The 20,159-nt window shown below is 70.8% G+C and carries 17 protein-coding genes; 4 read left to right on the top strand and 13 right to left on the bottom strand.

What is annotated here, in order from left to right; all coding sequences use genetic code 11:
- Positions 1 to 97 precede the first annotated feature (97 nt).
- Positions 98 to 1,912, top strand: coding sequence for an aminopeptidase P family protein (locus tag ACE3TA_RS19650; protein WP_374576032.1), 1,815 nt, complete (start codon positions 98 to 100; stop codon positions 1,910 to 1,912).
- A 155-nt stretch (positions 1,913 to 2,067) separates the two neighbouring features.
- Here ACE3TA_RS19650 and ACE3TA_RS19645 read toward each other — a convergent pair whose 3' ends face one another.
- Positions 2,068 to 2,649: a hypothetical protein gene (locus tag ACE3TA_RS19645; protein ID WP_374576031.1), complete on the bottom strand. Its 582-nt coding sequence runs from the start codon at positions 2,647 to 2,649 to the stop codon at positions 2,068 to 2,070.
- Between the two features lie 292 nt (positions 2,650 to 2,941).
- Between ACE3TA_RS19645 and ACE3TA_RS19640 the strand changes: the two genes are divergently transcribed.
- Positions 2,942 to 3,412: a hypothetical protein gene (locus tag ACE3TA_RS19640; RefSeq protein ID WP_374576030.1), complete on the top strand. Its 471-nt coding sequence runs from the start codon at positions 2,942 to 2,944 to the stop codon at positions 3,410 to 3,412.
- 71 nt (positions 3,413 to 3,483) lie between these two features.
- On the top strand, positions 3,484 to 4,137 hold the full coding sequence (locus tag ACE3TA_RS19635) for a hypothetical protein (RefSeq protein ID WP_374576029.1): 654 nt from the start codon (positions 3,484 to 3,486) through the stop codon (positions 4,135 to 4,137).
- A 131-nt stretch (positions 4,138 to 4,268) separates the two neighbouring features.
- Here ACE3TA_RS19635 and ACE3TA_RS19630 read toward each other — a convergent pair whose 3' ends face one another.
- The 10 genes from ACE3TA_RS19630 to ACE3TA_RS19585 all read right to left on the bottom strand — a co-directional run bounded on the left by ACE3TA_RS19630 (position 4,269) and on the right by ACE3TA_RS19585 (position 18,035).
- Positions 4,269 to 5,255: a dienelactone hydrolase family protein gene (locus ACE3TA_RS19630; RefSeq protein WP_374576028.1), complete on the bottom strand. Its 987-nt coding sequence runs from the start codon at positions 5,253 to 5,255 to the stop codon at positions 4,269 to 4,271.
- A gap of 53 nt (positions 5,256 to 5,308) precedes the next feature.
- Positions 5,309 to 7,672, bottom strand: a complete 2,364-nt coding sequence (ligA, locus tag ACE3TA_RS19625; protein ID WP_374576027.1) for an NAD-dependent DNA ligase LigA — start codon at positions 7,670 to 7,672, stop codon at positions 5,309 to 5,311.
- The gene (gene recN, locus ACE3TA_RS19620) at positions 7,665 to 9,362 is read right to left on the bottom strand and encodes a DNA repair protein RecN (RefSeq protein ID WP_374576026.1); all 1,698 of its coding nucleotides are present in this window, start codon (positions 9,360 to 9,362) and stop codon (positions 7,665 to 7,667) included. The genes ligA and recN overlap by 8 nt, the downstream gene beginning before the upstream one ends.
- Before the next feature lie 40 nt (positions 9,363 to 9,402).
- Positions 9,403 to 10,299: an outer membrane protein assembly factor BamD gene (locus ACE3TA_RS19615; protein WP_374576289.1), complete on the bottom strand. Its 897-nt coding sequence runs from the start codon at positions 10,297 to 10,299 to the stop codon at positions 9,403 to 9,405.
- Between the two features lie 99 nt (positions 10,300 to 10,398).
- The gene (gene lpxC / locus ACE3TA_RS19610; protein ID WP_374576025.1) at positions 10,399 to 11,292 is read right to left on the bottom strand and encodes a UDP-3-O-acyl-N-acetylglucosamine deacetylase; all 894 of its coding nucleotides are present in this window, start codon (positions 11,290 to 11,292) and stop codon (positions 10,399 to 10,401) included.
- A 230-nt stretch (positions 11,293 to 11,522) separates the two neighbouring features.
- Positions 11,523 to 13,133, bottom strand: a complete 1,611-nt coding sequence (ftsZ, locus tag ACE3TA_RS19605) for a cell division protein FtsZ (RefSeq protein ID WP_374576024.1) — start codon at positions 13,131 to 13,133, stop codon at positions 11,523 to 11,525.
- A 354-nt stretch (positions 13,134 to 13,487) separates the two neighbouring features.
- On the bottom strand, positions 13,488 to 14,699 hold the full coding sequence (ftsA, locus tag ACE3TA_RS19600; RefSeq protein ID WP_374576288.1) for a cell division protein FtsA: 1,212 nt from the start codon (positions 14,697 to 14,699) through the stop codon (positions 13,488 to 13,490).
- Between the two features lie 138 nt (positions 14,700 to 14,837).
- Positions 14,838 to 15,752 carry a cell division protein FtsQ/DivIB gene (locus ACE3TA_RS19595; protein ID WP_374576023.1) on the bottom strand — a complete coding sequence of 305 codons (915 nt, stop codon included), beginning with the start codon at positions 15,750 to 15,752 and terminating at the stop codon, positions 14,838 to 14,840.
- Positions 15,688 to 16,662, bottom strand: coding sequence for a D-alanine--D-alanine ligase (locus tag ACE3TA_RS19590; RefSeq protein WP_374576022.1), 975 nt, complete (start codon positions 16,660 to 16,662; stop codon positions 15,688 to 15,690). The genes ACE3TA_RS19595 and ACE3TA_RS19590 overlap by 65 nt, the downstream gene beginning before the upstream one ends.
- Positions 16,659 to 18,035, bottom strand: a complete 1,377-nt coding sequence (locus ACE3TA_RS19585) for a M20/M25/M40 family metallo-hydrolase (RefSeq protein WP_374576021.1) — start codon at positions 18,033 to 18,035, stop codon at positions 16,659 to 16,661. The genes ACE3TA_RS19590 and ACE3TA_RS19585 overlap by 4 nt, the downstream gene beginning before the upstream one ends.
- 133 nt (positions 18,036 to 18,168) lie before the next feature.
- On the opposite strand from ACE3TA_RS19585, the gene ACE3TA_RS19580 reads away from it, so the two are divergent.
- Complete coding sequence (locus tag ACE3TA_RS19580; RefSeq protein WP_374576020.1) at positions 18,169 to 18,585, top strand: PaaI family thioesterase; 417 nt, start codon at positions 18,169 to 18,171, stop codon at positions 18,583 to 18,585.
- Here the strand turns inward: ACE3TA_RS19580 and ACE3TA_RS19575 are convergent.
- Both ACE3TA_RS19575 and murB read right to left on the bottom strand, forming a co-directional pair.
- The gene (locus ACE3TA_RS19575) at positions 18,582 to 19,160 is read right to left on the bottom strand and encodes a histidine phosphatase family protein (protein WP_374576019.1); all 579 of its coding nucleotides are present in this window, start codon (positions 19,158 to 19,160) and stop codon (positions 18,582 to 18,584) included. The genes ACE3TA_RS19580 and ACE3TA_RS19575 overlap by 4 nt on opposite strands.
- Entirely contained in the window at positions 19,124 to 20,032 is a 909-nt protein-coding gene (gene murB / locus ACE3TA_RS19570) for a UDP-N-acetylmuramate dehydrogenase (RefSeq protein ID WP_374576018.1), read from the bottom strand. The genes ACE3TA_RS19575 and murB overlap by 37 nt, the downstream gene beginning before the upstream one ends.
- Between the last annotated feature and the right edge of the window lie 127 nt (positions 20,033 to 20,159).

Genomic DNA, 20,159 nt, shown 5'->3' with positions numbered 1-20,159 from the left:
GCGGCGGCGTGGACCATGGGCACGGTCTTACCCAAGGCCTGGCTTGGGCGCAACAAACGCCCTTTGCCGGGCGCGCCGGACGGCCTACATCCCTTGCATGCGCCAGACCTTCGATGAATCCACCGATCCGTCCTTCGGCCCCAGGCACGTGCCGCTGATCCGCCAAGCCATGGCCGAGCAGGGCCTGGACGGCTTCCTTGTGCCGCACGAGGACGAGCACCAGAACGAATACCTGCCCGCCGCCAACGACCGGCTGGCCTGGGCCACCGGCTTCACCGGCTCGGCCGGCGCGGCGGTGATCTTCAAGGACAAGGCCGCCGTCTTCGTCGACGGGCGCTACACCCTGCAGGTGCGCGACCAGGTGGACGCGGGCCTCTTCGAGATCCGCGACCTGATGGAGGGCGGCGTGCCGGCCTATCTGGAGGCCGCGGCGGGCAAGGGCCAGGCGATCGGCTACGATCCGCGCCTGCACAGCCCCGACGGCCTGGAGCGGTTGAAAGCCGCCGCCGAGAAGGCCGGCGCCAAGCTGAAGCCCGTCAAGGTCAACCCGCTGGACGAGGCCTGGGGCGCCGACCGGCCGGCCCAGCCGCAGGCGATGGTCGTCCCCCACCCCCTGGAATATTCGGGCGAGGACTCCTCGGCCAAGCGCGCCCGGGTGGGCGGCGACCTTGCCAAGAAGAACGCCGAGGCCGCGGTGCTCACCGCGCCCTCCTCCATCGCCTGGCTCTTCAACGTGCGCGGCGGCGACGTGATCCGATCGCCCCTGCCGCTCGGCCAGGCGATCCTGAACGCCGACGGCTCTGCGCGCCTGTTCCTCGACCCGGCCAAGGTGAGCGACGAGTTGCGCGCCTTCCTCGGCAACGAGGTGCGCCTGGAGACGCCCGAGGATCTGCCCTGGGCGCTCAAGGAGTTGAAGGGCAAGCGGGTGCTGGTCGACCCTGCCCAGTCCTCGGCCTGGTACTTCGAGGCCCTGGACCAGGCCGGCGCCGAAGTGGTGCGCGGCGAGGATCCCTGCGCCCTGCCCCGCGCCTGCAAGAACCCCGTGGAGATCGAGGGAACCCGCAGGGCCCACGCCCGCGACGGCGCCGCGCTCACCCGCTTCCTGCACTGGCTGGCCACCGAGGCCCAGACCAGCCTGCCCGACGAGGTGGAGATCGTCAGCCGCCTGGAGGCCTTCCGCGAGGAGACCGGGGCGCTGAAGGACCTTTCCTTCGACACCATCGCCGGGGCCGCCTCCAACGGCGCCATCGTCCACTACCGGCCGACCGAGCGGCTGAACAAGCGCACCGAGGCCGGCTCGCTGCTGCTGGTCGACAGCGGCGCCCAATACCTGGACGGCACCACCGACGTGACCCGCACCGTCGCCATCGGCGAGCCGAGCGCGGAGATGGCCGAGCGCTTCACCCTGGTGCTCAAGGGCAACCTGGCGCTCGCCCGCGTGCGCTTCCCGGAGGGAACCACCGGCTCGGCGCTCGACGCCCTGGCCCGCATGGCGCTCTGGGCCCATGGCCTGGACTACGACCACGGCACCGGCCACGGCGTGGGCGCCTACCTCGGCGTCCACGAGGGCCCGCAGCGCATCTCCAAGGCGCCCAATTCGGTGGCCCTGAAGCCGGGGATGATCGTCTCCAACGAGCCCGGCTACTACAAGGAAGGCGCCTACGGCATCCGCATCGAGAACCTGCAGGTGGTGACCGAGCCGGCCGACATCGCCGGCGGCGAGCGGCCGATGCTGGGCTTCGAGACCCTGACCCTGGCCCCCATCGACCGGCGCCTGATCGTCGCCGACCTGCTCACCGCCGAGGAGCGCGCCCAGCTCGACGCCTACCACGCCCGCGTGCTTGAGGTGATCGCGCCCCAGGTTCCGGCCGACGTCGCCGCCTGGATGGAAGAGGCCTGCGCGCCGATCTGAAATGCGCGCTTGGCCTTGTCCTCCCCCTCTGGGGAGGTGGCCCTCAGGGCCGGAGGGGGACTTTGGCTCTCCCCCGGCGCAGAGGTTCGCAAGTCCCCCTCAGTCGCTTCGCGACAGCTCTCCGAGAAGGGCAGCATCCGGGGCGCTAGCCCGCCCTATCCACGCCGGCCGAACAGGCGGGCGAAGAAGCCGGGGCGGGCCTCGCGGACGGGCTCCGGCTCCGCGCCTGGACCGACGAGGCCGATGAACGCCGGAACCCAGTCGTCGGCGCGGTAGCCGCAGGCGGCCTTGGCCGTCTCCAGCGGAATGTCGTGCAGGAAATCGGTGTCGGACTCCTCGCCGCCGTCGTCCTCCTGCGCCTGCATGAGCTGGTCGCGGATGGCGGCGAATTCGGGCGGCGGCTCGCCGGAGACCTCAAGCCTGCGCTTGTCGTTGTCGTGATAGACCCGCCAGAGCTCGGCGCCGCCTTGCGCGCCGGTGGCGATGGCCGTCATCTCCACCTTGTCCTCGAACTGCAAGCCCACGGCCTGGCCCAGGCGCGACAGCTCCAGCACCCGCTCGCGGCTCGCCCAGTCGAAGTCCTCGCTGAACACCACCGTCCAGCCGTCCGGCAGCTCGCCGCAGCTGATCCCCCGGTAGCGGGCGCCGGGCAGCACCTCCTCGCCAGTCTCCTCAAGCCCCAGCGCCTCCAGCACCGCCGCCTTCGGCGCCCCCTTCACCGCGATCCAAGACGCCATCCACCCCATCGCCCGCTCCTTGCAAGTGCAGGATCACTCAACCATGAGGCGGATCGAGACGTCAAGAACAAACAGGGAACTTTTGGGGTGTGGGTGCGCGAAACGCTTCCTCTCCCGCAAGGGGAGAGGGTGGCCCAGCGGAGCCGGGTCGGGTGAGGGGCTGAAGACGTCTTCCGCCTCGAAAGCGGCGATGTCGGGCGCGGGACCCCGCTTTGCGACCTTCTTTGGATTGCACGTTTATGACTCGCACACTCTATACGCGTTCTCATTTGAGCCTGGACAGAGTTCGACATTGGCGCTCGGTGACGGCATGAACGGTGCGTACTACAACACCTCAGGACACAACCGCGCTCACGCCAGCAACGCACACGCACATCGGCATTTCCAACTGCTCGCAGTGCTGTGCATGGCTGCCGGCGCTTTGATCACTCAACCGGCGGACGCGGCGCTCCCCCAAGGCCAGATCACCCTTCTCTGCACGGGCGTCGAACCCGTCTGGAACTCCGGTAGACGCACCGACGCCCCGTTCGAACAGCGCGTCATTATCGACTTCGATCGCCGAACGTTCTGCCTCGACACGTGCGAGGAGCACTTTCCTGTCAGCGCGATCACGCCGGACAGAATTGTGCTTCGAAACGCCCTTGAGGGCGGACGGCACATCGACAGCATTGTCGTCTACCGAGAACACGAAACCTATCGACTGGAGTCGTCATACGAAGCCGTGATGCGATGGCGCAAAGGCCCCTGCAACGTCGTCGATTGATCGCTGAATTTCCCAGAAGGAAACACCACAGCAAGTAAGCTGCACCACATGCAAGGCTTGGCGCGAAGTAGATGCAGGTTGACGGTTGGCGGGCGGAGCCCATCTTCCACAGTGAAGTTACATCCTTTGGCCAGATATCGATGAGCCCCCTGAGCTGGATCGAGCACCACCCTGCATTAGCTGCCTGGATTCAGGGTATCGGCACCTTCCTCGCAGTAATCGTAGCCGCCGCGATCGCCGCGGCGCAAATCCGTGCGACCCGCAGTCAACAGGCACGACTTGACGCCTATCGGCTTCTGTCCAACCGGCAGGCTGCTACGGAAGTCGCAACAATAGTCGGAAAATTTGTTCAATCATTCGGCAATTCAGTTGACACTCCTAGTAGCCTCGACGCCTTACGGCACATCAAGTCTCTCGACGGGGCGCTTCGCGGCTATGATGAAGCGCTCGGCCAGATAGTGCTGGGAGACCTTCGCGACGCGATCATGTGCGAGCGTATCTTCGTGATGCGAAGCCACATCATCAACATGCTGGAAATGATTGAGAATCTTCGGAGCTACCTAGTCCGCGGCGGCAGCAACAAGGCGGAAATTGGCGCTCGCACCAGCAGTGTGAAGAGCTCGGCCACGGCCGTCATGACCGCCGCCTCCGAGCTTCGGGAAAGGCTTGGCCTTCTCTATGGACCTGCTGCCGATCACTCTGGGACGCGAGACAAAAGGGCTTAAGTCGAAGTCGCTAGGCGTGCCCTGGTAACGAAAACCAGAAAAAGCCTGGGTCCCCGCCTTCGCTGGGATGAGCGGGCGTTTCGTGGGGAGTGCGCGCCGCGGCGGCGGGCCTTTCGAGGCCCGTCCGCCCCCTACCCCACCAGCGCCCGCCGCCAGAAGTCCATCATGTCGGCGCGGAACAGGGCCGGCTGGCCGGGTTTGGAGCCAATCTCCGCGCCGCGCACGCCGAAGCCGGCCTTCAGGGCGTAGACCATCAGGTCGCGGTCGACGAGCGCCGGGTCGGCCAGGCCGGTCAGCGGATGGATCATGGCCCCGTCGTCGGCGATGTAGGTGGTCGGCGCGGCCGGGGAGACCGAGGCCTCGGCGATGGTCTCCAGCGGGCTTTCGCGGTCGAAGCTGTGGGCGGCGTCGGCCACCAGGCGGAAGTCGGCCCGCCCGCCCGTCAGGCGGATGGCGTTGAGGCAGCCCTGGGCCTGCTGGGGCGAGCACCATTCGTCGCGCTCGCCGATGATGGCGCGCACCCAGGTCTCGCCCACCGAGGGGTCGGCGAACTGCTGGCCGCACCAGGGATAGGCGGCGTAGACGGCGGCCAGGCGCGGGCCCTCGCCCATCACCGCGTCGGCGAAGCGGGCGGAGGCGGCGGTGAGCACGGCCGAACCGCCGCGACTGTGGCCCTGGGCGCCGATGCGGGCCGGGTCGATCCCGGGCGTCTCGGCCAGCACGCGCAGGGCGGCGAGCACGTCGTAGCCGCTGGCGGCGAAGGAATACTGGGCCTGGTTGGCGACGGTGGAGGTGACGCCGCGCGCCCCGAACGGGTCGATGACGAGGGCGGCGATACCGGCGTCGGTGAGGGCCTCGGCGTGGGCCAGGTGCGAGACGGCCACCCCCAGGCTACCGGGCGTGACGATGACGGCGGGCGTCAGCGCGCCGGCCGCCACCGGGGGCAGGAAGAGCTTGGCGTCGATGCTGGCCGGCGCCATCTCGCCCGGCGCGCTGATCGCCTGGTGAAAGTTGACCGGGTTGGCGGTCGGCACGGCGATGTCGCGGCCGACGAGGCCGTTGGCGAAGACGACATCGCGGTCGCGGAAACGGGCGGGCGTGAGGGCGGTCTCGGACATGGCGGCAATCTGACCCTCCGGGCGGGCGATGCAAGGGCCGTCGGGCGCCGCCCCTACCCCGCCCCCACCAGCGCCAGCCACTCGTCCTCGGTGAGCACCTGGATCCCGAGGTCGGTCGCCGTCTTCAGCTTGGAGCCGGCGCCGGGGCCGGCGACCACCAGGTCGGTCTTCTTCGACACCGAGCCGGAGACCTTGGCGCCCAGGCGCTCGGCCTGGGCCTTGGCCTCGTCGCGGGTGAGCCGCTCCAGGGAGCCGGTGAAGACGATGGTCTTGCCGGCGACGGCGGTGTCGGCCTTGGGCCGCTCTGCGGGCAGGACGGTGAGCTCGGCCAGGAGGTTCTCGACCAGGCGGCGGTTGTGCGCCTCCTTGAAGAATTCGCCGACCATGCGCGCGGCGACCACGCCGACGCCGTCCACCGAGGCGATCTCCAGGAAGGCCTCGCCGGGGCGCTCGCCGACGGCGGACGAGGCGGCCAGCAGGAAGGCGTCCCAGCGGCCGAAGCGCTCGGCCAGGGCCGCGCGGGCGGTGCGGTTGAGCTTGGGGATCGCCAGGCGCAGGCGCTCCTCCAGCGAGGCGTCCTCGGGGACCAGGACGTCCCTGGGCGCCTCGGCGAAGGCCAGGATCGCCTCCAGGGCGGTGGGGCCCACGCCCTCCAGCGCCGCCAGGTCGTGGTAGGCCGGGCCGGGACTGGCCGCGGCGGTGCGGGCGCTGGCCTCGATGAAGGCCTCGATCGTCTCGAAATGGCGGGCGAGCGCGGTGGAGGTGGTCTCGCCGATGTGGCGCACGCCGAGGCCGAAGATGAAGCGGTCTAGCGGGATCGAGCGGCGCGCCTCGATGGCGGCGACGAGGTTGGCGACGGAAGTCTCGCCATAGCCCTCGGTCTCGCGCAACGCGGCGAGCTTCTCCTCGTCGCGGGCCAGGCGGAAGATGTCGGCCGGCTCGTTGATCCAGCCGCGCTCGTGCAGGGCCTGGAGCTGCTTTTCGCCGAGGCCCTCGATGTCGTAGGCGCGGCGGGAGACGAAGTGGCGCAGGTGCTCGATGCGCTGGAAGGGACAGGCGAACTCACCCGAGCAGCGGCGCACCACAGTCTCGGCGCCCGAGGCGGTGGTCTCGCGCACCAGGGGGGTCTTCAGGTCGCACGGGCAGAGCGTGGGGAACTCGAACGGCTCGGTCCCCTTGGGCCGGTCCTCCAGCACCACGCCGACGATCTGCGGGATCACGTCGCCGGCCCGCTGGACGATGACGGTGTCGCCGGGGCGGATGTCCTTGCGGGCGATCTCGTCGGCGTTGTGCAAGGTGGCGTTCTCGACGACCACGCCGCCGACAGTGACGGCCTTCAGCCGCGCCACAGGGGTGACCGCACCGGTGCGGCCGACCTGGACATCGATGGCCTCCAGGACGGTGCGGGCCTGCTGCGCCGGGAACTTGCGCGCGATCGCCCAGCGCGGGGTGCGGGTGATGAAGCCCAGGCGCTGCTGCCAGTCGAGCCGGTCGACCTTGTAGACCACCCCGTCGATGTCGAAGCCGAGCTTGGGGCGCAGCTCCTCCATGTCGCGATAGGCCGAGAGCAGCCCCTCGGCGCCCTCGACCCGCTCGGCCTGCGGGGTGACCTGGAAGCCCCACTCCCGCAGCTTGGCCAGCGCGCCCCACTGGGTCTCGGCGAACGGCGCCGACAGCTCGCCCCAGGCGTAGGCGAAGAAGCGCAAGGGGCGCTGGGCGGTGATCGAGGGGTCGATCTGGCGCAGCGAGCCGGAAGCGGCGTTGCGCGGGTTGGCGTAGGTCTTCTGGCCGGCGGCCTCGGCCGCGGCGTTCAGGGCGGCGAACTCGGCGTGGCCGAGATAAACCTCGCCGCGAATCTCGATCACGTCCGGCCAGCCGGCGCCCGCCAGCCGATGGGGGATTTCCGACAGCGTCTTCAGGTTGGCGGTGACGTCCTCGCCGACGCGGCCATCGCCGCGGGTGGCGCCGCGCACGAAGACGCCGTGCTCGTAGCGCAGCGAGGCCGACAGCCCGTCGATCTTCGGCTCGGCGGTGAAGGCCACCGGCTCGCCGACCCTCAGGAAGCGCTTCACCCGCGCCTCGAACTCGACGGCCTCCTCGTCGGAGAAGGCGTTGTCGAGGGAGAGCATCGGCACCCCGTGCTCGACGGGGGCGAACTTCTCGGCCCGCGCCGCGCCGACGCGCAGGGACGGCGAGTTCTCGCGGATCAGATGGGGGAAGCGCTTCTCGATCGCCGCGTTGCGCAGCTTCAGCGCGTCGTAGTCGGCGTCGGAGACGCTGGGCGCCTCTTCCTGATAGTAGCGGATGTCGTGCGCGGCGATCTCGTCGGCCAGGCGGGTGAGCTCGGCGGCGGCCTCGCTGGCGGTGAGCTCGGCGACGGGCTTGAGCGGCTCGGCGGTGTTCTCGGTCTTAGGCATGCATCAGGGCCCGGGCGGCTGCGCGCGCGGCGTCGGTGATCTCGGCGCCGGCGAGCATGCGGGCGATCTCCTCCTCGCGCTCGACCGGGCCCAGCACCTCCACGGCGGTGCGCACGTGCTCGGCGTCGCCGGCCTTGGAGATGCGCCAGTGCGCCTCGGCGCGGGCGGCCACCTGCGGGCTATGGGTGACGACGAGCACCTGGGCGTTCCCGGCCAGGCGCTTCAGGCGCAGGCCGACGGCGTCGGCCACCGCCCCGCCGACGCCCTGGTCGACCTCGTCGAAGATCATCAGCGGCTGGGCGCCCTCTCCGCGCGCGGCCAGCGAGGCTTTCAGCGCCAGGGCGAAACGGGCGAGTTCGCCGCCCGAGGCGATGGCGCCCAGGTCGCCGAACGGCGCGCCGGGATTGGTGGCGATCTCGAAGGCGACGCGGTCCAGCCCCGTCGGCCCGGCGCGCTCCTCGGCCAGGGTCTCGACGGCGACGCGGAAGCGGGCCTTGTCGAGCTTCAGCGGCGCGAGCTCGGCCATCACGGCGGAGGCCAGGGTCTCGCCGGCGGCCCTGCGGGCGGCCGACAGGGCCTGGGCCTCGGCGAGATAGGCGGCCCTGGCCTGCGCCACGGCGGCGTCGGCGGCCTTCAGGTCGTCCTCGCTGGTCTCCATGGCGCGCAGGCGCTCGGCGAAGCGCACGCGCAGGATCGGCAGCTCCTCGACGCTGACGTTCAGCTTGCGGGCCAGGCCGCGCAGGTCGAACAGGCGTTCCTCGGTCTTCTCGAGCTGGTCGGGGCGGAACTCGAAGGCCTCGGCCGCCGTGTCGATCGCCGCCTCGGCCTCCTGGATCTCGCTGAACACCCGGTCGACCGCGCCGGACGCGGCGATCAGGCGCGCGACGGCCGGCGCCTCCTCCCCCGCCCCGGCGGCCACGGCCCGCTCGCGGGCGCGCTCCAGGGCGCGGACCGACTGGGCCAGGCGGTTGGACAGCCCGTCGAAGGCCTCGCGCGCGCCGTTGATGTCGGCCAGCGCCTTTTCCGCCGCGCCGAGCACGGCGCGGGTCTCGGCGAGCTCGGCCTCCTCGCCCTCGCGCGGGTCGAGCCGGTCGAGCTCGGACAGGCGCAGCGACAGCTCCTCGGCCTCGGAGGCGGCCTGGGCGACCTGGCCGGCCAGCTCGTCGCGGCGCGCCTGGGCCGCGCGCCAGTCCTTCCAGCAGCCGGCGACCACCGCCCCCCGCCCCGCCAGGCCGCCGAACGCGTCCAGCAGCGGCCGGTGGGTGCGCGCGTCCAGCAGGCCGACGGTCTCGTGCTGGCCATGCACCTCCAGAAGCTGCTCGCCGATCTCGCGCAGGACCGTGGCGCTGGTGGCCTGGTCGTTGACGAACGCGCGGCTGCGCCCGTCGGCGCTCAGCGTGCGGCGCAAGATCAGATCCTCGTCGGTGCGGTAGGAGAGCCCCTTCTCCTCCAGGATCGCCCAGACCGCGTGGTCGGGCGCCGGGGCGAAGACGGCGGAAACGGCGGCCTGGCTCGCGCCGCGCCGCACCAGTCCGGCGTCGGCCCGCGCGCCGACGGCCAAGCCCAGGGCGTCGAGGATGATGGATTTGCCCGCCCCGGTCTCGCCGGTGAGCGCCGTCAGGCCCGGCCCGATGGACAGGTCCAGCGCCTCGATGAGCACCACGTCGCGGATCCAGAGCCCGATCAACATGCGCGGAAGATCGCCCGGAATCAGTCCGGCCGGAAGCCGGTTAGTTCGACTTTGGTTCTTCCATCGGCGGCGGCTTCAGGGTGGCCTTCTTGTCCTTCACGAACGGCAGGCGCGAGAGCATGCCCTTGCGCTCGGGGCCGGTGGCCGGCGCGCTCGCCGGGCGCAGGCCCTTGTTGTTCAGGAGCTTGTAGGCGTCCGAATACCAGATGCTGCCCGGATAGTTGTAGCCGAGCACGGCGCCGTTGCGCTTGGCCTCGTCGTAGAGGCCGAGGGTCAGGTAGGCCTCCACCAGCCGGTAAAGCGCCTCGGGCGTGTGGCTGGTGGTCTGATAGCGGTCGACCACGGTCTTGAAGCGGCCGATGGCGGCGAGCGTGTCGCCCTGGCGCAGGTACCAGCGGCCGATGCTCATCTCCTTGCCGGCGAGCTGGTCGTGGACCATGTCGATCTTCAGCCGCGCGTCACGGGCGTATTCGCTGTTGGGGTAGCGCTTGACCACCTCCTCCAGGGCGTCCAGCGCCTGGCCGGTGGCGGCCTGGTCGCGGCCCACGTCGACGATCTGCTCGAAGTAGCAGATGGCCTTCAGATAGTAGGCGTACACGGCCGCCGGATTGCCCGGATACAGCGACAGGAAGCGGTCGGCGTCGCCGATCGCCTCGGCGTAGTTGTTGCCCTGGTAGTGGGCGAAGGCGGTCATCAGGATCGCCCGGCGCGACCACTCCGAATAGGGGTGCTGGCGCTCCACTTCCTCGAAGTAGCTCACCGCCTGGCTCCACAGGCCGTGGTCCAGCCGGTCCGCGCCCGTCGAATAGAGCAGCTCCACAGGCCGCTCCTCGTAGGCGAGCTTGAGCTTTTCCTTCTTGCGGCCGGCGCATCCGGCGAGGGCCAGGGCGGCCACGGCGACGACGAGCGCCGTTCGACCCAGGGATTTGCGAAGCAGGAACACCGTCACCTCAAGACCAACGCGCGCCCCCGCGCCGCGTCCGTCGCTTCTACACCAGGGTGCGCTTCGCGCAAACGGAAGGCGATCACGCCGGCGTCAGACCGCTTCGGCCAGGCGCTCCACCAGGGTGCGGACCCGCCAGGCGTGCGGCTGGGCCAGGAGCGCGCGCACCAGGGCGTTGTTCACGCCGTGGCCCGCCAGAATCCCCTCGAAACGGCCGAGGATCGGCGCGCCCAGCACATAAAGGTCGCCGATGGCGTCCAAAGCCTTGTGGCGCACGAATTCGTCCGGACGGCGCAGACCTTCCGGATTGAGGATGCGATCGCCTTCGATCACCACGGCGTTCTCCATCGAGCCGCCCCGCGCAAGGCCCATCGCGCGAAGCGCCTCGACCTCGTGCAGGAACCCGAAGGTCCGGCAGTCGGCGAGTTCGCGGCGGAAGGCCTGCTCATCCATGCGCAGGTCGATTCGCTGGCGACCGATCGCGGTCGATGCGAAGGCGATCTCGAAGGCCACCTCGAACTGGTCGGCGGGCGTCAGCGTCGCGCGCTTGTCGCCGTCGATCACCTCGATGGGCTCCAGGATTTCGATGTAGCGGCGCGGCGCGTCCTGCGCGCGGCGGCCCGCCTGGTCGAGGATCTGCACGAAGGGCAGCGCCGAGCCGTCCATGATCGGCATCTCGGGGCCGTCGAGCTCGACCACGGCGTTGTCGACGCCCAGCATGGCCAGGGCCGACATCAGATGCTCGATGGTCGAGACGGTCACCCCGGCCTCGTTGCCGATCACCGTGCCCAGTTGGGTCTTGCACACCGCCTCGCCGGTCGCCGGCACGCGGTTGTCGCGGTCGGTCACGTCGGTCCGCACGAAGACGATCCCGGCGTCCACCGGCGCGGGCCGCACGGACACGCGCGTATAGGCGCCCGTATGCACGCCGACGCCCGCGAAGATCGCGGGTCCTTGGAGGGTGTGTTGAAACGCGGCTGCGGCCAAGGTGTTGAACCTTCCCAAAAAACGGGCGGCCGACTTGACCGCATAACGCCCCAGCGGCGTGGTAAACACTATGCTGCGGCGCCGCAAAACAACTCCTGTTTCGGATTGTTTCGCTTGTTCGAAGCCTTCGGAATCAAAGAGCCCCGGCGCCGGCCGGGGCTCCTTTTACGCTGTCGTCTCAACAAGTTACGCCCAGCTTCCGAGACGACCCAGGAAGCACCCCCTCGAAGCTAGTTGGCCAGCCGGCGAAGGAAGGACGGGATCTCCAAATCCTCGCCGGCTTCGTTGGTTTCCGGCTCGGCCGGCGTCTCGACGGCGAGCGCCCCGCCCCGCGGCGCGCCGGCCGACGGCCGCGGCGTCGCCGCCGGCGCGTCGTAGCGCGGCCGGCTGCCGAACAGGCTCAGGAAACCGCCCTTCTGCGGCCGGCGCTCCTCGAAGCCGGCGTCGCTGAACAGCGGCTCGTCTTCGTCGTCGGCCACGGCCGGATCGACGATCCGGGTGGTCGGCCGCACGATCTGCGGCTCGGGCGCCGCAGGCGCAGCGGGGGCCGCCGCGGCCGGCGCGGAATAGAGATCGCCCTGCTGCTCGTCGCTCGCCGCGGCGACGGCGCGCTCGGGCGCCGGTTCCGGCGCGGGCCCGAACGACTGCGGCGCATAGGCCGGCGCCGCGACGGGCGGCGCCGAGGGCGTGGCCGCCGTCGGCGCGACGTGCGTGCTCGGCTGGTAGCTGGGCTGATACGACGGCTGGGCCGGCGCGGGCTTGGGCTGGTAGGTCGCGGCCGGGCGCGCCGGTTCCGGCGCCGGCTGGCGCACGGGCTCGGGCGTGGCGCGCGCCACGGTCGTGCGCTCGGGCTTCGGCTCGATCGCGGCGATCGAGGCGCCGTCCATGCCGGTGGCCACCACCGACACGCGGATCACCCCGTCGAGCGACGGATCGAAGGCCGCGCCGAAGATGATGTTGGCTTCCGGATCGACCTGTTCGGAGATGGCGTTGGCCGCCTCGTCGACTTCCAGCAGCGTCATGTCCAGGCCGCCGGTGACGTTGACCAGCACGGCCTTGGCGCCCTTGAGCGACACCTCGTCCAGCAGCGGGTTGGCGATGGCGTTCTGGGCGGCCATCAGCGCGCGATCCTCGCCGGCCGCCTCGCCCGTGCCCATCATGGCCTTGCCCATCTCGGTCATCACCGTGCGCACGTCGGCGAAGTCCAGGTTGATCAGCCCGGGCAGCACCATCAGGTCGGTGATCGAGCGCACGCCCGAGTGCAGCACCTGGTCGGCCATGCCGAAGGCTTCGGCGAAGGTCGTGCGTTCGTTGGCGACGCGGAACAGGTTCTGGTTGGGGATGACGATCAGGGTGTCGACGTAGCGCTGCAGTTCGCCGATCCCGGCCTCGGCCAGGCGCATGCGATGACGCCCTTCGAAGTGGAACGGCTTGGTCACCACGCCGACGGTCAGGATGCCGCGCTCGCGGGCGCACTTGGCGATGATCGGGGCCGCGCCGGTGCCGGTGCCGCCGCCCATGCCGGCGGTGATGAACACCATGTGGGCGCCGTCCAGATGCTCGCCGATCTCGGGGATCGATTCCTCGGCCGCGCTCATCCCCACCTCGGGATGGGCGCCGGCGCCCAGGCCCTGGGTCACCTGCACGCCAAGCTGGATGCGGCGGTCGGTCTTCGAGAACGCCAGTTGCTGGGCGTCGGTGTTGGCCACCACGAACTCGACGCCCTCGAGATGGGCCTCGATCATGTTGTTGACGGCGTTGCCGCCGGCCCCGCCGACGCCGAACACCACGATGCGCGGTTTCAGCTCTGTCGCCTGCGGCGCTGAAAGTGCGATTGCCATAACGAGCCTGCGTCCTCCGCACAAAATCCCCGTACGAGCGCCCGCCAACCCCGCCCGGCGCACGCCCTCTCGCGGATGCGGTTAACTAAGCGACCACCATCCTTAATTGAGAGTTAACTCGCATAACCTGAGTCGGAGATTCGTCGATCTGGTCCGAAGCGAATTTTCTTGTGGGACAAGGGGTAGGACGAATCGGGCGCAGCAGATGCGACAAGCTGGCCCAGGCGATTTTATGGCGCATTCCCGGCGTGTCGCCGCGCCCTGGCGCCCGTTTAAGATGCGTCCGTTCGGCGCAGAATTTACGACATTCCCAGTGCGACCGGCCGGTGCGCGCGAGTGGGTCCAGCGCCTCGGCTAGAGGTGTTCGCGCAGCCAGGCCGCGGCCTTGGCCACCGGATTGGCGCCCGGATCGAGCGGCTCGCGGCGCAGCTTGGCGCTGGCCAGGGCCTTGGGCGAGACCGCCTCGCGCGGACCGAAGGCGGCGCGCTGCAGCACGCCCGCCGCCGCGCAGAACGCGGGGCCCGAGGCGGCGTCGGCCAGGTGCGGCACGCGCCGCGGACGGCCCAGCCGCACCGGCCGGTCGAACACCCGCACGCACACCTCGCGCACGCCGGCGAGCTGGCTGGCGCCGCCGGTCAGCACGATGCCCGCGCCCGGTTCCACCGGCGCGCCGGAAGCCTTCAGCCGGTCGCGCAGCAGCTCCAGCGTCTCTTCCACGCGGGGCGCGATGATGCCCTTCAGCAGCGAGCGGGGCGCCACCACCGGGCCCGCGCCGGGATCGTCGCCGCGCGGGGGCGCCTCGATCATCTCCCGATCCTCGTTAGCCGAGGCGATGGCCGAGCCGTGCAGGGTCTTGATCCGCTCGGCCCCGGCGATCGAGGTCGACAGCCCGCGGGCGATGTCGGCGGTCACGTGCTGGCCGCCCACCGGAACGGTCTCCACGTGGGTCAGGCTGCCGCCGGCGAACACCGCCGCCGAGGTCGAGCCGCCGCCCATGTCGATGCAGACCGAGCCGAGGTCCATCTCGTCCTCTTCCAGCGACGCCAGCGCCGAGACGAACGGCGCGGCGACGACGCCCTCGAACTGCAGGTGCGCGCGCTCCACGCAGGCGCCCAGGGTCTGGAACACCGCCTCGCTCACCGACACCACCAACAGCTCCACGCCCAGGCTGCGGCCGAACATCGAGCGCGGGTCGCGCACGCCGGCCTGGGCGTCCACCTGCCAGGCGATCGGCAGGATATGGGCGGCGCGGCGGCCCGGCAGCTTGATCTGCGCCAGGGCGGCCTGGATGGCGCGCACCAGGTCGTTGTCGGTGATCGGCCGCGCGCCGAGGGAGACCTTGCCGAACACCCGGTGGCTGGCGAGCTGGCCGCCGGCGGTGGCCACGGTGACGCCCTGCACCGAGACGCCGGCCACGTTCTCGGCCCGCTCGACGGCCTGGGCGATGGCGTCGGACGCCTCGTCGAGGTTGACGATCGAGCCGCCGCGGACCCCGCGCGACTGCACATAGCCCACGCCGGCGGTCGTCAGGGTGCGGTCGGCCCGGCGCACGCCGTCGGATTTCATGATGAAGCAGGCGACTTTCGACGCGCCCAGGTCCACGGCGGCGAGCACGGGCTGGCGGCCCAGCGCCGCCTTCAGGCTTTCGCGGTTTTCCTTGCGGTCTTCGACCCGGGTCGCCAACTGGGTTTCTCCCTATTGATCCTAAGCGCCGCCCGCGGCGAGCGGCTCCGAAGAGTCGCCCCCGCGCGGCCTGACGGCCACCATGTTCGGATCGCGCAGATCGATGCGCTCGAAGCCGAGCTCAAGGATGCGCGAACTGTGGTCCAGCTGTTCGAGCTGGATCAGCGCCGCCTCTTCGTCGACGGCCGGCAGTTGCACCAGCGAGCCGTCCTTCAGCCGCAGGTCCCAGCGGCGGTTGTCCACCCGCACGAGCGCCTCGAGCCGGCTGGTGAGCCAGGGCCGCGTGGCCAGCTCGGGCAGGATCTCGGCGGCGTGTTCGTTGGCCCCTTGCCCCACGATCAGCGGCAGCTGCGGGAAGCGGCGCGGATCGGCCTCTGGGATGACGGCGCCCCGCTCGTCGATCACCACCGTGCGCCCGTCGTTCTGCCAGACGGCCAGTTGCTGGCGCTGGACGACGACGATCATCAGGGTGTCCGGCAGGAGCCGGATCACGCGGGCTTCCTTGACCCAGCCCACGCCCTCCACCCGCTGGCGCAGAGCGTCCAGGTCCATGCCGATCATCGGCCGGCCGATGTCGGCGTCGGCGGCCTTGAGGATGTCGGCGCGGGCGGCCTCGGAGGCGCCCTCCACGTGCACCGCCTTCAGGCGCAGGCCCATCCCGGCCAGGCGCTCGCCGACGGCGTTGGTGGTCGCGTCGGCCAAGCGTTCGGCGCGATGGCCCGTGCCCAGGGCCACCGCCACCGCGCCGACCAGCACCGCGCCGGCCGCCATCAGGGCCTTCTGCGGCGACAGGCCGACGCCGTGCGCCGCCCCTAGCTTCGCCGGCGCGTAGCCGGCCTTGGACTTAGCCTGGTTACGCGATCTGGCCGGACTAGCGGACGCTTTGGTCCGAGGTTTCGCTTGCGCTCGCGATCCCCCCCGCAGAGCCGCGGGCATAAGCGTCCTCCGTGATCCAAAGCACAAGACGATCGAAGTCCACCCCCAGCGACGCCGCCTGCTCGGGAACAAGCGAAGTCGGCGTCATGCCGGGCTGTGTGTTCACCTCTAGAAGGACCAGAATGTCCTTAACGTCGTCATAACGCAGATCGGATCGTGTAACGCCGCGGCAACCAAGCGCCGCGTGCGCCATCTCGCTCAGTTTCATCGCCTTTTCAAGGACATGAGGCGGCAGCGCGGCCGGAACGATGTGCATGGAGCCGCCTTCGCCGTACTTGGCGTCATAATCGTAAAAGCCGGTCCGCGGCACGATGTCCGTAACCGTCATCGCCTTGCCGTCCATCACCCCCACGGCCAGCTCGCGCCCGGCGACATAGGGCTCGATCATCACCTCCTCGCCGAAGGTCCAGGACGGGGCGACGATCTCCTGCGGCGGACGGTTGGCGCCCTCGAACACCAGGAACACCCCTACCGAGGAGCCCTCGGCGTTGGGCTTGACCACGTAAGGCGGCTCCATCACGTGGCGCGAGGCCGCCTCGAAGCGGTTGAACAGCCCGCCCCCCGGCACGGCCACGCCGGCCGCGGCGAGCACCGCCTTGGCCTTGGCCTTGTCCATCGCCAGGGCCGAGGCCAGCACGCCGGAGTGGGTGTAGGGAATGTCCAGGGTCTCAAGCACGCCCTGGATGCAGCCGTCCTCGCCCCATTCGCCGTGCAGGGCGTTGAAGCACACGTCGGGCTTCAGCCGGGTCAGCACCTGGGCGACGTCGCGGCCGGCGTCCACGTAGGAGACCTTCGCGCCCAGGCGCTCGAGCGCCGCGCCGCACTCGCGGCCCGACACCAGGCTCACCTCGCGCTCCGACGACAGCCCCCCCATCAGGAGGGCGACGTGATGGCCCTTGATCCCGCTCATTTGGCCTCCGCCGACAGGGCGCGGAAATCGATGTCGCTGTCGGCGACGATGTAGAGGAAGCTCGCCCAGGCCGCGACGTTCTGCGCCATCTCCCCGGGGTCGATCTTGTCCAGGGTGTCGTCGGCCGAGTGGTGCCAGTCGAAATAGCGGGACGCGTCCTGCTGCATGTCCACCACCGGCGCGCCGGCCATGACCATGGGGAACACGTCCGAGCCGCCGAACCGCGAGGGATCGTCGGCGACGAACGCCTTCAGCGGCGGCAGGACCGAGGCGAAGGTCTTCATCTGCGGCGCGCCCGCCGCGCCCTTGGGCAGGGCCACCTTCCAGATCCGTCCCGCGCCCTCGTCGCTCTCGCCGACCAGCACCACCTTGGGCAGTTCGTCCTTGTGCGCGGCGGCGTAGGCTTCGCCGGCCCCACCCTGCTCCTCGGAGCCCCACATCACCACGCGGATCGTCCGCCGCGGATGCTTGGGCAGCTCGCCGATCAGCTTGGCCGCGGCGGTGGTGATCGCCACGCCCGCCCCGTCGTCGATCGCCCCCGTGCCCGGATCCCAGGAATCCAGGTGGCCGCCGATGATGATCACCTCGTCGGGCGCCTCGCTGCCGCGGATCTCGCCCGAGACGTTCCAGGCCGGCGCCTTTTCGAGCACGGTCGAGGTCATCGACAGCTTGATCCGCACCGGCTGGCCGCGCGCGGCCAGATGCTCCAGGAGCTCGGCGTCCGGCGTCGACAGGGCCGCGGCCGGGATCGGCTTCACATCGCCCCAGGGCCGCATCGCGCCGGTGTGCGGCAGGCGGGTGTCGTCGGTGGAGAGCGAGCGGTGCAGATAGGCCACCGCGCCGCGCTTGGACGCCTCGATCGGCCCGAGCGTCCGCAGCGGGTTGATCGCCCCGTAGCCGGAGCCGTCCATGGTGCGGGTCATCTTCTCGGTGACCACCACGATCTTGCCGGTCAGCGCGCCGGGCGGCTGGGCCTGCAGCTCCGCCAGCGACTTGAAGAGCGCCACCTCGGCCTCCAGCCCGCCCTTCGGCGTCTGCGCCGAGCCGCCCAGGCCCAGGATGTGCAGCGGTTGCGGGTATGGGGCGACCACTTCGGCGCTCTCCTGGCCCCGCAGCCACGAACGCGTCTCGAACGGCTCGACCTTCACGTTCTCGAAGCCCAGCGCCTTGAACTTGGCCACGGCCCAGTCGCGGGCCCTGGCGGCCGCCGGCGAGCCGGTGGGCCGGGGCCCGATCTCGGTGGTCAGCGACTCCACCACGTCCCAGGCGGTGGAGTCGGCCAGCGCCTTGTCGCGCAGGGCGGCGGCGGTCGTGGCGAGGTCGCCGGCATGGGCCGGGGCGACGGCGAGAAGCGAGGCGGATGCAGCCAGCATGGTCATGAAACGCATATGTCGCCGGTGCGCCCCGATCGGATTCTAGTCAAGCCGCTCCACGCGATGCGGCCGCGGTTGCTGACAGCATGATGGCCGCAGGCCCGGCGCATGTCTTGCGCAAACGGAGGACGCCATGATCGCGACGGCCCTGGACGGCCTGCCCGCCCCGCCCTGCGCCGAACTGCTCGGCTGGCGCCTGCTCGACGCCCGGCCCGCCGACGGGTGGGTGCGCGTCGCCTTCGAAGGCCGCGGCCAGTTCCGCAACCCGGCCGGCGTGATCCAGGGCGGGCTGCTGGCGGCGATGCTGGACGACACCATGGGCCCGGCGGTGTTCGTCATGACCGAGGGCGCGCTCTTCACCGCCACGATCGACATGAACGTCAGCTTCCTGGCGCCGGCCAAGGTCGGCCCGCTCTTCGGCGAGGGCCAGGTGATCCAGCTCGGCAAGTCGGTGGCCTTCATCGAGGCCAGGCTGATGGACGAAGCCGGAACCCTCGTCGCGCGCGCCACGTCCAGCGCCCGGCTGATCCCGGCGGCCAAGGCGCTCTAGCCGACGATCTCGAAGGTCTCGGCGTCCTCCTCGATGACCAGGGCCGTGGCGAGGTCGAGCTGGCGCCAGAGGGACATGGCGTCGAGGCCCAGGGTCTTGGCCGCCCACAGGCAGATCACCCGGCCGTGGCTGACGATCACCAACCCGCCGCCCGGCGTCATGGCCATCTGCCGGTCCAGGGCCTGGGCGAAGCGGTCGCGGGCCGCCGCGCCGGTCTCCTCGCCGAGGACGAGCTCGTCCGGATGGTCGAACATCCGGGCGACAAGGCCCTCGAAGAGCTGGCGTTCGAGAAAGCCGCCCTGCTCGTTGCGCTGCTCGCCGAGGCCGGCGTCGCGCCGCGGCTCGAGGCCGAGCGCCTTGCCGATGATGCTGGCGCTCTCCACGGCCTTGGGCTCTTCGCTGCTGGCCAGCCCCGTCGGCGCGAAGCGCCCGAGCCTGCCGGCCAGCGCGGCGACGGCCGCGCGGCCTTCGTCGCTGAGCGTCCAGGTTCCCGGCGGCGCGTCCGGGCGGATGTCCGGATGGCCGTGCTTGACCAGGATCAGCCGGCGGGGCGGCCGATGCGCTTGATCTCCCATTCCAGTTCGATCCCCGTCTTGGCCTTCACGTCGGCGCGCACCGCCTCGCCCAGCCCCTCCAGGTCGGCGGCGCGCGCCTCGCCGGTGTTGATCAGGAAGTTGGCGTGCAGGGGCGAGAACATCGCCCCGCCGTAGGGTTTGCCCCGCCAGCCGGCCTCGTCCACCAGTTTCCAGGACGAATGGCCGGGCGGGTTCTTGAAGGTGGAGCCGCCGGTCTTCTCGCGGATCGGCTGGGAGGCCTCGCGCCGGGCGGTGATCTCCTCCATGCGCGCGGTCACCGCCGCCGGATCGTCAGGCCGGCCTTCGAAGAGGGCGCCAGTGAAGATCAGCTCCCCCTGCGCCGCCCGGGCGGACTTGCGATAGCTGAAGCCCATCTCGGCGTTGGAGAAGCTCACGCGCTCGCCCGCGCGGGTGACCGCATAGGCCTCGACCAGCACGTCCTTGGTCTCTGCGCCATAGCAGCCCGCGTTCATCACGCAGGCGCCGCCGATCGAGCCCGGCACCCCGCGCAGGAACTCCAGGCCGGCGATCCCGGCCTTGGCCGCCTCGCGCGCCACCATGGCGTCCAGCGCCGCCGCCCCGGCGAAGATCTTCGCCCCGCCGCGCGGCTCGACCTTGGCGAAGGCCTTGCCCAGGCGGATCACCACGCCCTCGACGCCGCCGTCGCGCACCAGGGTGTTGGAGCCGACGCCCAGCGGGATCACCGGCACGGCCGGGTCCAGCTCCTTCAGGAACGCGGCCAGGTCGTCCTCGTCCTCGGGCAGGAAGATCACATCGGCCGGCCCGCCCACGCGGAACCAGGTGAACGGGCCCAGGGGCTCGTCCTTCAAGAGGCGGCCGCGCACCACCGGCAGGCGCTCACGCCAGTCCATGCTCAGACGCCCCCCGCATCACAGAGACCCACGCCGCCCGACAGCAGGGCGGTCTGCCCCGCCGGCGCGAAACAGAGATGCTCCCCCAGAGGGGGAGCATCCAGGCGCCCAGCGGTTCGAGCCTCTT

It is taken from the genome of Phenylobacterium sp. (assembly GCF_041916435.1).
Taxonomy (GTDB): domain Bacteria; phylum Pseudomonadota; class Alphaproteobacteria; order Caulobacterales; family Caulobacteraceae; genus Phenylobacterium.
The sequence above is the reverse complement of the archived record's forward strand: the minus strand, read 5'-3'. Positions and strand labels throughout refer to the sequence as shown.

Coding starts and splice junctions, on each gene's coding strand:
- ACE3TA_RS19650 (WP_374576032.1), top strand. CDS start 98: ATGCGCCAGACCTTCGATGAATCCACCGATCCGTCCTTCGGCCCCAGG.
- ACE3TA_RS19645 (WP_374576031.1), bottom strand. CDS start 2,649: ATGGCGTCTTGGATCGCGGTGAAGGGGGCGCCGAAGGCGGCGGTGCTG.
- ACE3TA_RS19635 (WP_374576029.1), top strand. CDS start 3,484: ATGCAGGTTGACGGTTGGCGGGCGGAGCCCATCTTCCACAGTGAAGTT.
- ACE3TA_RS19630 (WP_374576028.1), bottom strand. CDS start 5,255: ATGTCCGAGACCGCCCTCACGCCCGCCCGTTTCCGCGACCGCGATGTC.
- ligA (WP_374576027.1), bottom strand. CDS start 7,672: ATGCCTAAGACCGAGAACACCGCCGAGCCGCTCAAGCCCGTCGCCGAG.
- recN (WP_374576026.1), bottom strand. CDS start 9,362: ATGTTGATCGGGCTCTGGATCCGCGACGTGGTGCTCATCGAGGCGCTG.
- ftsZ (WP_374576024.1), bottom strand. CDS start 13,133: ATGGCAATCGCACTTTCAGCGCCGCAGGCGACAGAGCTGAAACCGCGC.
- ftsA (WP_374576288.1), bottom strand. CDS start 14,699: ATGAAATCCGACGGCGTGCGCCGGGCCGACCGCACCCTGACGACCGCC.
- ACE3TA_RS19595 (WP_374576023.1), bottom strand. CDS start 15,752: ATGCCCGCGGCTCTGCGGGGGGGATCGCGAGCGCAAGCGAAACCTCGG.
- ACE3TA_RS19590 (WP_374576022.1), bottom strand. CDS start 16,662: ATGAGCGGGATCAAGGGCCATCACGTCGCCCTCCTGATGGGGGGGCTG.
- ACE3TA_RS19585 (WP_374576021.1), bottom strand. CDS start 18,035: ATGCTGGCTGCATCCGCCTCGCTTCTCGCCGTCGCCCCGGCCCATGCC.
- ACE3TA_RS19580 (WP_374576020.1), top strand. CDS start 18,169: ATGATCGCGACGGCCCTGGACGGCCTGCCCGCCCCGCCCTGCGCCGAA.
- ACE3TA_RS19575 (WP_374576019.1), bottom strand. CDS start 19,160: ATGGGAGATCAAGCGCATCGGCCGCCCCGCCGGCTGATCCTGGTCAAG.
- murB (WP_374576018.1), bottom strand. CDS start 20,032: ATGGACTGGCGTGAGCGCCTGCCGGTGGTGCGCGGCCGCCTCTTGAAG.